Genomic DNA, 14,429 nt, shown 5'->3' on the forward strand with positions numbered 1-14,429 from the left:
CCTGAACGACGAACCAACTCGATGGCTTCCCGCTTGAATTCAGGACTGTATTTCTTGCGCTTCATGAACACTCCTTCAGCTCGGTATGAGCTTACTCGAAAGTGTCCGTGCTAACGGGGTAGAACCCGCAGCCGAGTCTTGAAGGTGAAGGGTGAATCGTCCATTTGATCCATAATGCCCGTGACCGATTTCCTTAGCAGTCCCGGATAGGTGCATCCGAGCCTTGGTCAAGTGCCAACCATATCACACCTTTTGTGTGACAGCGCCAGCTTCTTGACGAGGTCAGAATAGGCCAATTTCGTTAAATCTCAATGTCAATTCGTATGCCAGCCACTACCGTTCGGTAGAAAAGTTCAATGGCTTTGATAGCAAAAAGCCATAAAAAAGGGTGTGCCGCCCCACAAGTTTGAAATCCCTATCACTAGAACCGGAAACTGCATACTAGACACCTGTGCTAGGGTGCGTTCCTTTTGAGCCCAGATCGATCGTGCGTATTCTGCATGTCTTCAAGACCTATCTACCCGACACCCATGGCGGAATCGAACACGTCATTCGCCAGATGTGCCTGGCCACGAGGGGCTTTGGAATCGATCACCGAATCCTGACGCTCAGCAAGCATCCTGCCCCGGAGTGCCTGGAGGTGGATGGCATTCCTGTCCGTCGCGTCAAACAGGATGTCGACCTGGCTTCTACGGGTCTCTCCTTGGCCGCTTTTCGAGCCTTCGCCGAGGAGGCCCGCGCTGCCGACCTGGTACATTTTCATTTTCCCTGGCCGTTCATGGACGTCTTGCAGCTGTTGACGCGACCTGGCAAACCCTATGTGGTGAGCTATCACTCGGACATCGTCAAGCAACGCCATCTGCTCAAGCTGTATACGCCCCTGATGCAACGCTTCCTGGGCAACGCAACCTGCGTCATAGCGGCCACCGAACCCTATCGCCAATCCAGCCCTGCCCTGCAGCGTTTAGGTACGAAGGTCCGGGTGATTCCCTATGGCCTCGATCCTGCCAGCTATCCAGAAGCTGATCCGCAGCGGCTCGCGAGCTGGCGCCAGCGCCTCGGACCGCGCTATCTGCTGTTCGTAGGGGTGTTGCGCTATTACAAAGGTCTGCATCTGTTGCTCGAAGCGCTCCAGGGGCTGGATTACCCCCTGGCGATCGTGGGTGCCGGCCCGGAAGGTGAAGCGCTGCGAGCGCAATGCAAGCGGCTGGGCCTCAGAAATTGCCATTTTCTGGGACGTCAGAGCGAAGAAGACCTGGCGGCGCTCTACGCAGGTTGCGAGAGCTTCGTGTTTCCTTCGCACCTGCGTTCCGAGGCCTTTGGCATGGCGCTGCTGGAAGCGGCCATGTACGGCAAACCCATGCTCAGTTGCGAGATCGGCTCGGGCATGAGTGAGATCAACCTCAACGGGCAGACAGGGATCGGTGTGCCACCGGAGCCTGCGGCTTTGCGTGAGGGGCTGATGAAAATGTGGGAGGATGCCGAGCTACGCACCCGCTACGGGCAAGCCGCACGGGCACGCTTCGAGACGCATTTTCGCAGCGAGATCATGGCCAGCAAGCTCATCGAGGTCTATCGCGAAGCCCTGGCCTGAGTGACAGCCTAGCGACCTTGCAGGGCGAGGCGATACACCTCTAGCGTCCGAGCAGCGCAGGCGCCCCAGGTGTAGTCGCGAGCGCGGCGCTCGCCCTCTTCCACTCGTTGGCTAACAGCCAAGGGATCGTCGAGGACTTCCAGCATGGCCTGGGTTATGGCCTTGGAGTCGTATGGATCAGCCTGCAGGGCCGCATCGCCGACCACTTCCGGCAGCGACGTCGTGTTGGAGCAGATCACGGGACACCGCGCGGCGAAGGCTTCAATGGCCGGCAGACCAAAGCCTTCGAACAACGACATGAACACCAGAGCCGCCGCACTCTGCAGCAAGGCGATGACTTCATCCTGGGGCAGATACTCCAGCCATTTGCCTTCGCCTCTAGCTTCCAGAGCACGCAGTTCCTCGACCAGGGTCTCGGCGCGCCAGCCGTTACGACCGACCACGACCAGGGGATGCCGCTTGCGCAGCGCCTCGGGTAGCTGGGAATGAGCTGCAAGAACAGCCGCAAGATTCTTGCGCGGTTGCAGGGTACCGACAAAGAGGAAGAAGCCTGGCTCCAGGCCATGCTTGCGCAGTGCCTCCTGGCGCGCGGCGTCGGATTGCCGGCTGAAGTAGTGCCCGTCCACGCCGAGTGGCGTGACATGGACCCGCTCTTCCGCAATGCCCAGCAGTCTGACGATGTCTCTCTTGCTGTACTCCGAGATGGTGATGACCTGATCGGCCCAGCCCACGCTCTGGTTGAACAGCCAGTTCTTCAATCTGCGCAGCTTGAGCGTGACCCACTCAGGATGAATCTGCGGAATCAGGTCCATCACGCTGGCCACCATCGCCACGTTCTTGAGCCGAGGAATATGATGATCAGGCGCGTGGAAGATATCGACTTCGTTCGCCAGGCGCTGGTCGACCTTGTGATCGGCGCCGAGCAACGCGTTCTTCAGGACGAACTTGGGAAAGTGCGGTGCCAGGCTGACAGGTACGCCGCAATCCAGAGACGGGGTGTCTACGCCAAAGGTGTAGGGACGAATCCGGACGTCTGAGCGGCTTGTGAACGCTTGGGACAAGGACTGGGTATAGATGCCGATCCCATCGAGATGCCCCTTGGCTACCCCAGAAGACCAGACCGTGCTGCCCAGTCCGACTTTCAATGCCGTCAACGGACGCTCCTCAAAGACCGGTACAGATCTTCAAGCGTTCGCTCCAGCGAGATCAGCTCCCTGGCCCCCACGATCTTGCGCAGGTATGCGTCACTGCCACGGAGCGTCGGAATCTCGTTAGCCCGAACGAAGGCCGGGTTGACCCGGACCTCTATCGAGTAACCGGCAATACGTTCCATCATCTCGATGATGGTGCGTAGCGCCGTTGCCCTGCCCGAGCAGACGTTGACGGGACTGGAGCGATGGTCGCTGTCCAGTAGACCCAGGTAAGCCTGCGCAAGGTCGCGAACATCGGAAAAGTCCCGACTCACGTCCAGGTTACCCAGCTCGATCACGCGTTCGCCGCGGGCAAAATGGCCAACGATCTTGGGGATGAGAAAGCGCTCGTCCTGGCCTGGCCCGGTGTAGTTGAATGGCCGAGTGACGACGATGTTCAGACGGTCGTACCAGGTAGCGACCATATGCTCCATGGCCAGCTTGCTACAGGCGTAGTGATTAACCGGCGCCGGACAAACCGACTCATCGATCACTTCGATGCCCGGAGTTCCATAGATGTTGGCGCTACTGGCAATCAGCACCCGTCGAGGTTGACGCGCGAGAGCGCCCAGCGCCTCCAGCAAATTCAAGGTGCCGAACAGGTTCACCCGATAGAAGGCTTCCTGGTCGGCATGCCCGACAAAGGCCAGCGCCGCCAGATGGATGACCCAGTCCGGTTGCACCTGAGCTACGGCAGCGACGACCGTTGCCTTGTCGGTGAGATCGCATGCCAGGGTGACATCCGCATCGGTAGTACCACTACCGAATCCGACTACCTTGAATCCCCGCGCCTTGAGCGCCTGGATCAGATAGCGTCCCGTGAAGCCCGATGCGCCTGTAACCAGAGCGGTTGGCATGCCTATCCCCTTAGTTAGAACGAGAAGCCTTGTTCGTTGCGACGCAGGTCAGCCTCGACCATCATCTGGCAGAGCTGCTCCAGGGTGGTCTTGGGCTCCCAACCCAGCTCGCGCTTGGCCTTCTCGGGATCGCCGATCAGCAGATCCACTTCAGCGGGACGGTGGAATTTCGGATTCACGGCCACGACCTTCTTGCCGCTACGGGTGCAGTAGCCTTCTTCCTTGTCCGCTTCGCCCTTCCACTCCAGCTGGATATCCACGGCCTTGGCCGCCAGGCTGACGAAGTCACGCACGGTCTCGGTGCGGTTGGTGGCCAGTACATAGGTGTCCGGCTTGTCGGCCTGCAGCATGCGCCACATGCCCTCGACATATTCCTTGGCGAAGCCCCAGTCGCGCTTGGCGTCGAGGTTGCCCAGCTCCAGCACGTCCAGCTTGCCCAGCTTGATCTTGGCGATGCTGTCGGTGATCTTGCGGGTCACGAACTCCCGGCCACGCAGCGGGGATTCGTGGTTGAAGAGAATGCCGCTGGTGCCGAAGATGCCGTAGGACTCGCGGTAGTTGATGGTCATCCAGTGGGCATAGAGCTTGGCCACGCCGTAGGGGCTGCGCGGATAGAAAGGCGTGCTCTCGATCTGCGGAATCGCCTGGACCTTACCGAACATCTCCGAAGTGGATGCCTGGTAGAAGCGGATCTTCGGATTGACGATGCGGATGGCTTCGAGCAGGTTCACCGGACCGACACCGGTGATTTCAGCGGTGGTTACCGGCTGGTCGAAGGAAACGCCCACGAAGCTCTGGGCAGCGAGGTTGTACACCTCGGTCGCCTCGGTGGTCTGCAGCAGACGGATGCTAGCGGACAGATCGGTCAGGTCGTACTCGACCAGGTGCAGATTGGGATGGCCGGCGACACCTACTTCTTCGATGCGCCAAAAGTTGACCGAGCTGGTACGGCGATAGGTACCGTAGACGGTATAGCCTTTCTCCAGCAGCAGTTGGGCCAGGTAGGCGCCGTCTTGGCCCGTGATGCCGGTAATGATTGCTTTCATCGTTGAAATCTCACGCTTCAAATTAGGGTTTTCAGTAGATTATCGGCACTTGTTTTCCATGATAGCCAAGGCATATCACGGGACATCGGCTGACTATTGTCCTTGCTCAGCCTGCTCCATTCCACAAGCGCACTGGCGAGTTCAGATGCATTATCAGCCTTGAAATAGAAAGCGTGCTCACCGGCAACTTCCCGAAATACAGGAATGTCCCGCGCAATTATCGGCAGCTCGTGCTGTGCCGCCTCGATCAACGGCAATCCGAAGCCTTCGTCCAGCGACGCGGCTATCAAGGCATCACAGCTCGAATAGAGCTGCTCCAGATACTCGTCACTGATGGAGTCGAACCAGAACAATCTCCGATTCAGTTCAGGGTGAGCGCTCAGGCGACTAACTAGGTCCTCGACCATCCAGCCCGACTTACCGACGATGACCAAGATACAGTTAAGCCCATCGCGCCACAGTTGCTCCATCGCCTCAAGGACCTGCGTGTGAGCCTTGCGCGGCTCCAGCGTCCCCACCATCAGGAAACTCGTCGTGCCCCGTATGGCAGCCAGGCGCTGGGACGCATCGGGTGGCAGGCCCGTGGTGGGCGTGGAGTTGCCTATGTCGCCGCCATTATGAGAAACGGCCAGCTTCGGGAGATTTTCGACGGTGAAGCCAAGGGTAGGCATCATTTCACGAACCGCTGCCGCAGTGGCAGCAGAGACGCAGACTAAGCCATCGAACTGACCGATGATCTTCAGCCATTGCTTGAAGATATCTGGGGCGCCCGGCAAGAAGCACTCGGGCATCGTAATAGGAAGAAGATCGTGAACCAGGAATGAAAGCCTGACGCCTGCGCGATGCAGGGCCTGGTAATAACCCTCCTGCTCCCGCACCACGGTAGGCTGTAAATCCAGACCGAAGAAGACATCGCCGGCCTTGGCCGATACTGGGTCGTCCTGCAGATTCGCATCTGGGCAGCTTAGGAACCTCAACGAGAAGCGCCGTGCATAGCGGTAACCCGGCTTGCCGATGGTGGCGTAGACCGGCTCGATGCGTATTCCCGCGGGCGGATTGCGCATCCATTCTCCCAGGATACCGCGGACGACTCGCTGAATTCCGCTCCCCACGTCGCGCTGGACGAGTTCGGAGATATCAACCAGTAACTGCCGCTGGTGATAAGGGGAGCGATACGAATAGTCGAAGGAGCGAGCGACATCAATGTGCAGATTCGTAGAGGTGATGTCCGACTGCGCAAGGCGTGCCACCAACTTGCCGACTGCATTGCCGCGCTCGTAAAAGCGCTCGATACTCTGCCAGTAGCGATCGGCACACGCCCGCGGAGCGTGATCCTGATGCACGGTCTGCTGACCACGGGTCGCTAACGATTGTCGCAGCCCGGCGTCCCGCCACAGGCGTTCCAACGCGTCGATCAAGGCGTCGTCGGTAAAATCGTCCGCGAGCTTGATCGTAGAGTCGTCCGGCAGATCCGCCATGCTGCCATTGGCATTCACGACCAGAGGGATGCCGTAATTAAGGCAATCCAATGCAGACGCCGACGTCTCCCCACGCGAGAGCGTTCTGAGCTGTACGCCTACATCTGCAATGCTCAGGTAACTCTTGAATACTGTCGCATCGGTCCAACCGGCGATCTTGATGTTGGCCGGCTGACTGCTGTTCGCAATCTTTCGCTCGATGCTCTTTCCATAGTCATTTGCGGCATTTTCGCCCACGAAGACCAGATAGCAAGAGCGCTCCTTCGACAGTGACGATCGATTCCAGGCATCCAGCAAGCGGTCATTGAGCTTGGTCGGTCCCAGCAAGCCAAAGCTTGCGACGATGAAATCGTCCGGGGCGAACCCCAAGGAGCGACGAATCTCGCCCAGATCTTTCCCGCCCTGCCGCGACGGCTCGCGCAGCAAAGGAATAATCGACCAGTCGGCTCCGGCTGCCACGCCGTACCAGTCCTTTGCCATACGTCGCGAACTATCGGAGTGCACAATCACGCCCAGAGCGTTTTCCAGCACGGGCAGGTTGCAGGGATAACGCCAGACGACGTCTGCGGTGTCTTGCGCGTTAAAGCGGTTCTGGACCGCCGCATAGCCGTGAGAGCGATACAGCGACTGCACCCATAGTCCGGGTACCAGCCCGTGGGCTTCGAGATGGGCTACGACTCCCGACAGGAAAAAGTCATGGAGGACGACCACGCCAGGAAAGCGCTGCAACAGCGGGAACATCTGTTCGTGTAGCAGCGAATTACCGAAGTGATAGAGGATACGGTCATAGCGGCCAGCGTGCCGGATGAACCACTCCACCGACCGGATCGGACAGATGGACGTGATACCGGTCCCATCGATAGCGGGCTGATCGGTAATGAGATCGATCTCGTAATGTCGACTCAGGTCCGGGATTAACTCGGCGCTGTAGTCGCTGATGCCGCTTCGCGCAGGCGGCAGAGGCGAAAAATAAGCTAGCCGAGGGCGTGCGGCACCGCCCCTGGGCAGGGTCTCGGTCTGCGCCTGGATCAGAGGATTAATAGCTTGCCAGGTACGCGTCGCCGTGGCCGCCCAGGAGAAGGCTTGGCTCTGCTTGGTCGCATGGCGCTCGAGGTCACGGCGAAAGTCTCCATCAAGCAATACCTGTTCGATCTTCCGCGCCATCGCGTCGGTGTCATAAGGATCGAATAGTGCATCCGCGCGACCTATCACTTCAGGCAAGCTGGAGGTATTGGCCGCGATCACGGCCTTGCCGCAACTCATGGCTTCGAGTGCAGGCAAGCCGAAGCCTTCGTGCCAGGAAGGAAAGACAAAGGCCTTGCAGGTGCTGTAGAGCGCGACAAGGTCTGCCTCGGGGACATAACCGGTGAAAACCAGCTCGTCATCGGCTAGGCCCACCCGCTTGGCCAACCCTGTCAGGCGCTGCCGATCCTGTTCATGGATAGAGCAGACAATGGCCAGCTGATGGTCGTTTCTTACTACCTGGGACAGTTTGGCGTAGCTCTCAATCAGCCGCTCGATATTCTTGCGGTGATCGATGCCACCGGTGTAAAGCAAGAATTCGCGCTTGAGCGCATAACGTTCCAGCAACAGCGCCCGCGCCTCATCGGCCAGTTGTTGCGGCACGAAGCCTGCGTCCGCAGCCGTAGAGATATTAACGACACTTTCTGGTGGCAGCCCGAGAAAATCCAGCGCCTCGCGCCGGGAGGAATCCGAAATGGACAACACCCGAGCGGCTCTGCGCAGGTGATTCAGCTTGCTTTCATACCAGCGCTCGACCTTGGGGTTTTCCAGGTAGACGGATCTGTTGATCAACGGAATGAGATCGTACAGCACAACCACAGTAGGCACAGTGCTATCCAGCATGCCTATGCTGGTCACGGCATCGTCCACCAGTCCTTCGAACAGGCTGAGCACCAGTACCAAGCTGGGATTGAGGCTGATGATGAATGCCTCTCTGACCCACTCCGCCGCCTGGCGCTGCTGCTCGGTACTTTCGTGTAGAAAGGCCGTATGTCTCGGCGCCGTCCATACACGCAGGTTTTCGGCCGGCAGCAGCTCGACAAAATGCTTCCTGAGGGGCGCGATGGTCTCGGGAAAGGCATCCGACAGCAGCAGGATAATCTCGTATCCGCCGCCAGCCTTGATGAGGCCTTCGACCAGGGACAGCGCATAGCGCCCGATCCCGCGCTTGCGGTTCTCCGCTTGCGCCGCTTGCAAATCAATAACTACCCGCATCAGCCGATATCCTTCGTGTTCGAGCCTTGCCTTGCATCCAGTAACGCGAGAATGTGCCGCGCTCCAGAGGTGAGTTCGTCACGGTCCAGTGGCGGGGTCTCATTATCGTAAAGGTGCTGGGACTGCGCAGGCGATGTCGGACTGGCAACGAAGCGACGATGCAGCTTGCGCATGACGCCGTGTAGAAAGGGAGTCTTGCGCAGGGTCGCCGAAAGCGTCTTCAGCAGGCGCGGATGGCGATACAGCCAAGACAAAGCATAGGCCAGACTCTTGCGAATGGCCGCCTTCGCCGCGGAGCCGTCGGCGGGGCTCCCCCTCAAGAGCCTACGAGAAAGGCGGTGTCCCAGTCTCCCGGCGAAACGCCAAGGCCGGGTAAGCTGCCACGAGCTGCTTGCATGAATCGCTGTTACTCGAGCTTCAGCATCGACCGCGCGACGCCACCAATGATGCGCGTTGCCCAACGATTCATTGAGCCGCTCATTCAACAGCGCCGTCTCGTCCTTGCTCTGCGCCAGTTCAGATGTCATCTGAGCAATGACGTATTCAAGATCGACCTTTGCAGCCTCGACCGCGGCGGCGCGTGCATCCAGCACCGGGACCTCGGTTGCGAGGGTCTCGATACGAGTTCGCGCCGCCAGCAGTTCGGCTTCTTGCTGCTCGGACAGTTGCTGCAGCCGCTCTTTCTCATGAGCGACTTCCTGCAGTTGCCCTTTGAGCAGGCCATAGTAGGGCTGCGAAGCTGTTCCACTGAGAAAGAACTCATCAAAGATACTGACCGGCACCTGAAAGTGATCGAGAAGGCCTGAGCGGCTCTCGTGCACGTAGTAGCGATTCAATCCGTCGAAATAGGCGTAGTGATAACCCTTTTCCAAGACCATCGCTTCCCAGGCGGCATGGGTCTGCGTTTGGGTTCCAGGCGCAGTGCTTTCGATCAGTAATATCCACGGTCTGACTGGCGAAGACTTCCAACTCTCGAGTACCTGCTTCTCGAAGCCTTCAACATCGACCTTCAGCCAATGCACGACCTTGTAGTCATAGCGGTCAAGCAGCGTGTCCAGGCCTAGCACCTCAACCTGGGTTTCGACGACGGCGCAACCTGCCTGCCGATGACGATCGGCGATTGCAACGTCCGCGGTGGAGAGCCCGGTATCTGGAATCTGGAAAAAGGTCATGCTCCCTTCGGGAGTGCCTATAGCCAACCGCTCCACGGTCTCGTCAGGGCGTTCCTTTTCCAGCAGCGCCGCGTACTGCGGCGTAGGCTCGACGTGAACGCCGCGCCAGCCATTGCGGTAAAAGGCGAAGCTGACCGAATCGACAATCGGATCTTGGGCGCCGATGTCGATGTAGAAACCATGCTTGATGCCCTTCAGCGCCCGCCACAATAAGACGTCTTCGAAGTTTTGCGCATAAGAGACGAATGTCATGCCACGGTCACCTCGATCACTGGGTCCATCCAGGCACAACCCGCAAAGTGATGCTTGTCGACATTCATGACATTGAACACAAGCGCCATGTCGCGCCACTCATAATTGTTGACCAGATGAGTATCCGTACTGCACAGCGCAGTTTGAACGGAGTAACTTCCTGGACCGAGATTCATGTCGAAGGCGACCTTGAATTCGACGCACTCACCCGCTTTGACGTTGTCAAGCGCCTGATCCTTGAGATGGGTATTAGTGCCGTACATGACTTGACCAAGCCGGTCCTTGATGCCGTAACCTAGCACCAAGCGTTCGACGTCCTGATGGGCGCGAGCCACGATTCTCAAGGTAACCGGCTGACCTACATCCACGTATTCGATGGGGGCTCCAGCGGCGTTCAGAATGGCTATTTCTTCGACCGTAATTTCGCCAGTTCCCGAAACAGTCTGCGTTCTACCATCGGCCATCTGCTTGATCTGTACTGTGCTATTTTCCTTTTCAGCGATCAGAGCATTGTAGAAGTCCATGACTTCCTCCGGCGCACCATCTTTGATGACAGTACCTTTTTCCAGCAGAATGGCGCGATCGCATAGAACCTGAATTGAAGCCCGATCATGCGATACGATGAGCAGCGTCGTCCCCTGCTCCTGAAATTCCTTAATTCGATTGAAACTCTTGTGCTGGAAATAGGCATCGCCTACTGACAGCGCTTCGTCCACGATGAGAATTTCCGGGCGGAATGCGGTTGCGACCGCAAATGCCACACGCATTTGCATGCCGCTCGAATAGGTTCTTACCGCTTCATCGAAGTAATGACCAATTTCGGCGAATTCATAGATATTGGGCATCACCTTACGGATCTGTTCCGCCGAATAGCCCATGAGCCCTGCCGCGTGATAAGCATTTTGCCGGCCCGTCAGCTCGGGATTGAAGCCCATCCCAAGTTCGAGAATGGCCGCAATTCGGCCATTCACCTTAATGCTGCCTTCGGTAGGCTGGAGGGTACCGGTGATCATTTTAAGCAGCGTCGACTTGCCGGCTCCGTTCTGGCCAACGATACCGATCGCCTGTCCGGCCTCGATCGTAAAGTTGACATTCTTCAATACCCACACCTCTTCAGCAGGTACTGTCTTCATGCCAAACCAGCGGGCAAACCTCTGCCACTCCGAGCGATAGTTGCGGTAGGCCTTACCTATCCCGGAAACCTGCATGAGACTCATAGCGCATCCACCATCTCGGGCGCGGCCCGGCGAAACACGAAGAGGCCGAGCGCCATCAGCGCCAGGGAAATCAGAAAGGCCGACAACATGCCTTCAATACCTGGAACCTTTCCATAGACCAGAATATCGTGGTAACCCCCGACGATCTTGTACATCGGATTGTAGGCGACCAGATTCTTAACGCTTTCCGGTATCACGTTCAACGGATAAACAATCGGAGTAAACCAAAAAAGCACCTGCAAGAAGATAGGAACTACCTGACCAATGTCTCTGATAAAGACATTGAGCACGCCAAGCAGCAAGCCGATGCCCACCGCCAGAGCAACGACGAACACCGTCATCGGAAAGATCCAGAGGATTTCCAATCCCGGTCGATTTCCCATCAATACGAAAACCACCAGGATGCACACAAGAAGGATGGCGTAGTTTATCAGGCATGACCCCACCACGATTACCGGCAGGGTAATTCGGGGAAAACGCATCTTCTTGATGAGGCCACCGTTGTCGATAAACACGGTAAGACAACGACCGACGATTTCAGAGAACAGCGTCCAGGCCAGGATGCCGGCCATCAAATACATGGCATAAGCATATTTGTTATCAATGCCTGGCAACTTCGCGGCGAGCAAATTCGATAGAATTAGCGCATAGATTGCCACCTGCACCAAGGGATGAATAACCATCCAGACACCGCCTAAACGGCTCCTGGAAAACCGGCTGACAAACTCATTGCGTATAGAGGACATGATGAAGCCTCTATACATATAAATACTTCTCAGTATGCCACCCATTTTTGCTCCTTCATTTGCAGCGAATACGACTCTCTAGAGCGTCATGCGTCTTCGCGAAAAACTGATTGGCCGCTGATACCTGCCTCACCGAGCAGGCCAGGAAAAGGTTGACTCACTCGCTCGGCGCTTAAACGAGCAGGTCCGGGCGACCACTGGATTGACTGCCTTGGCGAGCCAGGGAGGCATCGACGGGACCGGGACCGCGGTCGGCTTGGTATCTGGGCAGACGGACAGATGCCCGGAGAGGCTTTCCTCATTAGGACTCGAGCGAGTAGCCGACATCGCGATCAGTAGGGTGAACAACAAGGCTAGGTCGCACATGAGTCTAAAGGCTATCTATCGCCGGCGGTGATGTGGAACGGTGTGAGCCCTGAGCACCGGGCAAGCCCTGTGTCCCTGACGCACTGCCCTGCACGAAAACAGGACGGGATTCTACAGGTTTGCGCGCCACAGGTCTGATGAACCGCGCTTTTTGAGATAGCCATCGATCTCACGATACGGCTTCAGAGGTCGCTCAGACCTAGTAGCCGACCATAAGTTTGCCAGAGTACCCGGAGCGCCCAGCGTGATTCTGGCCATCGTCAGGCCTGCGAGGAATTCTTTGTTCGATTAAACGACGTCTGGCCAATGGGTCCAGGTAGCGTCGGTCGGTGGGACAGCGCTCGTATAGACTGCACAGCGTTTGTTCTGGATTTGCCCCGCTGACAACATGGCGCTTGAAATCCCGCTCATCGCCTTCGTCTAAAGAATCCGCCAAAGCGTCAGATATCACGACCACGGCTCGGAGAAAAGATCGCGCTGCCTGAGACCAGGCGGCCCGTCGACATCCGCTCCGCTTCCGCGTCCTCTACTGACTATGGCGATTGGCACCGATGAAAGCCCTCACCCCTCGGTTTTTCTCCCTTGCACTAGCGATCCTGGTCGCCAGTTGCGCACTCTTTGGCAAGGTCGAGCCGGCTCGTGCTGAGGGGATACCTCTGGTGGGTCTGAACCTATCGGGTGCCGGCTTTGCAGCCCGAGTCCTGCCCGGAGTCAACGGAACCCATTACATCTTTCCAGTAGAGGCTTATTTTAGCCAATGGAGTGCACGCGGAGTAAAGCTGATTCGCTTCCCGATCATCTGGGAGCGCTTGCAACCCACCCTTGGTGGCGCACTGGATCCCACCTATGCAGCCCTGATCGACCGCACCTTCGGCTATGCCAACAAGTACGGCATGAAAATCATCTTAGATTTGCATAACTACATGCGCTATCGAGGCGTCGTGATAGGTACAGGCAATGTTTCCTATGCACATTACCAAGATGTAATGACACGGATTGCGCAACGCTGGAGTCCTCAACCCTCCCTTTTTGCATACGACGTCATGAACGAACCTCATGACGCAGTAGCCCAGTGGGTAGTAGCTGCTCAAGCCGCCATCAATGCCATAAGGTCGATCGACTCCAAGCGCCCCGTCATGATCGAAGGCAATGGCTGGGCGGAAGCGACTCGCTGGCCTCAATGGAACGATAACCTGCTCGCCCTAAAGGATCCTGCCGACAACCTGATATTCCAAGCGCATACCTATTTCGACGGGGAGGGCGGAGGTGGCAACTACGCTAACCCTAGCGCTAACGCGTATCCGGACAATTATGGCGTTGAGCGAGTAAGGCCCTTCGTGGAGTGGCTTAAGAAAAACGGCAAACACGGCATGATTGGGGAATTTGGCGTACCGGACAGTGATCCACGCTGGAATGTCATCATGGGTCGGATGCTGGCCTACCTGAAACAAAATTGTATTCCGGCAACCTATTGGGCGGCCGGCCCAGGCTGGGCAAATTATAATCTTGCTGTGGAGCCTATCAATGGCGTGGATCGACCACAGTGGGCAGTTCTAAAACAATATCTCGATGATTCCAGCTGTTCCAGAATAGGCCCTATAGCAGTCACCAGCCAGATCCCGAGTGTAACGCAGGGTTCGAGCCATACCCAGGAAATTGCAGGAGTCTATCGAGATTATCTAGGTCGAGAAGCCGACCCAGCCGGGCTGACGTATTGGTCTAGTCAGATAGCAAATGGAAACCTAACGCTGGCTGGTGTTATCAACAGCATCATTCTCAGTACGGAATATCAAAACCGCATTACGGTAGAGAAACTTTACCAGAGCTATTTGGGACGCAGCGCGGATAGCGCAGGCCTTAGTTATTGGGCTGGCCTGCTAAACAGCGGAGCCATGACCACCAACTCTGTCGCCGCAGCACTTATTGGTAGCGTGGAGTATCAAGGAAATCTCCAGGTAACGCTCAACCAGCTTTATATTTCCTTTCTTGGCCGCCCTGCTGACAAGGAAGGCTTGAGCTACTGGGTGCAACGAATATCCGACGGCAGCATGAACTTAGCAATGGTCAAAGCAGCCATTGCCGGCAGCGCCGAGGGTGTAGCTCACACTCAGGCCTCTATACATCAGCTCTATCAAAGCTTCTTGGGACGAGACGCCGATAATAGTGGATTGAAGACTTGGACATCACAGGTCACCAGTGGCGCCATGACGTTGGACGATGTGGCTACCGCAATCAAAGGCAGTGCCGAATACCGCAGCCGGCAATCCTGACAA

General features: G+C 57.1%; 9 protein-coding genes. 2 read left to right on the forward strand and 7 right to left on the reverse strand.

Annotated features, from left to right (window positions below; translation table 11 throughout):
- Positions 1-487: 487 nt before the first annotated feature.
- Entirely contained in the window at positions 488-1,594 is a 1,107-nt protein-coding gene (locus LRS53_RS06675; RefSeq protein ID WP_231355417.1) for a glycosyltransferase, read from the forward strand.
- An 8-nt stretch (positions 1,595-1,602) separates the two neighbouring features.
- On the opposite strand, the gene LRS53_RS06680 is transcribed toward LRS53_RS06675, so the two are convergent.
- Genes LRS53_RS06680 through LRS53_RS06710 form a run of 7 tightly spaced genes read right to left on the reverse strand, consistent with a single transcriptional unit; the run spans position 1,603 to position 11,835 of the window.
- A complete protein-coding gene (locus LRS53_RS06680; protein WP_231356099.1) occupies positions 1,603-2,739 on the reverse strand; it encodes a glycosyltransferase family 4 protein in 1,137 nt (378 codons plus the stop codon).
- A gap of 5 nt (positions 2,740-2,744) precedes the next feature.
- Entirely contained in the window at positions 2,745-3,641 is an 897-nt protein-coding gene (locus LRS53_RS06685) for an NAD-dependent epimerase/dehydratase family protein (protein WP_231355418.1), read from the reverse strand.
- Between the two features lie 14 nt (positions 3,642-3,655).
- A complete protein-coding gene (gene gmd, locus LRS53_RS06690; RefSeq protein ID WP_132832635.1) occupies positions 3,656-4,687 on the reverse strand; it encodes a GDP-mannose 4,6-dehydratase in 1,032 nt (343 codons plus the stop codon).
- A 17-nt stretch (positions 4,688-4,704) separates the two neighbouring features.
- Complete coding sequence (locus LRS53_RS06695) at positions 4,705-8,403, reverse strand: glycosyltransferase (protein ID WP_231355419.1); 3,699 nt, start codon at positions 8,401-8,403, stop codon at positions 4,705-4,707.
- A complete protein-coding gene (locus LRS53_RS06700) occupies positions 8,403-9,827 on the reverse strand; it encodes an FkbM family methyltransferase (protein WP_231355420.1) in 1,425 nt (474 codons plus the stop codon). The genes LRS53_RS06695 and LRS53_RS06700 overlap by 1 nt, the downstream gene beginning before the upstream one ends.
- Positions 9,824-11,044, reverse strand: a complete 1,221-nt coding sequence (locus tag LRS53_RS06705; RefSeq protein ID WP_231355421.1) for an ABC transporter ATP-binding protein — start codon at positions 11,042-11,044, stop codon at positions 9,824-9,826. The genes LRS53_RS06700 and LRS53_RS06705 overlap by 4 nt, the downstream gene beginning before the upstream one ends.
- Positions 11,041-11,835 (reverse strand): ABC transporter permease, encoded by a 795-nt coding sequence (locus LRS53_RS06710; RefSeq protein ID WP_231355422.1) that lies wholly within the window; start codon positions 11,833-11,835, stop codon positions 11,041-11,043. Before LRS53_RS06710 ends, LRS53_RS06705 begins: the two co-directional genes overlap by 4 nt.
- Positions 11,836-12,707: 872 nt before the next feature.
- On the opposite strand from LRS53_RS06710, the gene LRS53_RS06715 reads away from it, so the two are divergent.
- A complete protein-coding gene (locus LRS53_RS06715) occupies positions 12,708-14,426 on the forward strand; it encodes a cellulase family glycosylhydrolase (protein WP_231355423.1) in 1,719 nt (572 codons plus the stop codon).
- Positions 14,427-14,429: the final 3 nt, after the last annotated feature.

This window comes from Pseudomonas sp. PLB05 (assembly GCF_021106615.1).
Taxonomy (GTDB): domain Bacteria; phylum Pseudomonadota; class Gammaproteobacteria; order Pseudomonadales; family Pseudomonadaceae; genus Chryseomonas; species Chryseomonas benzopyrenica.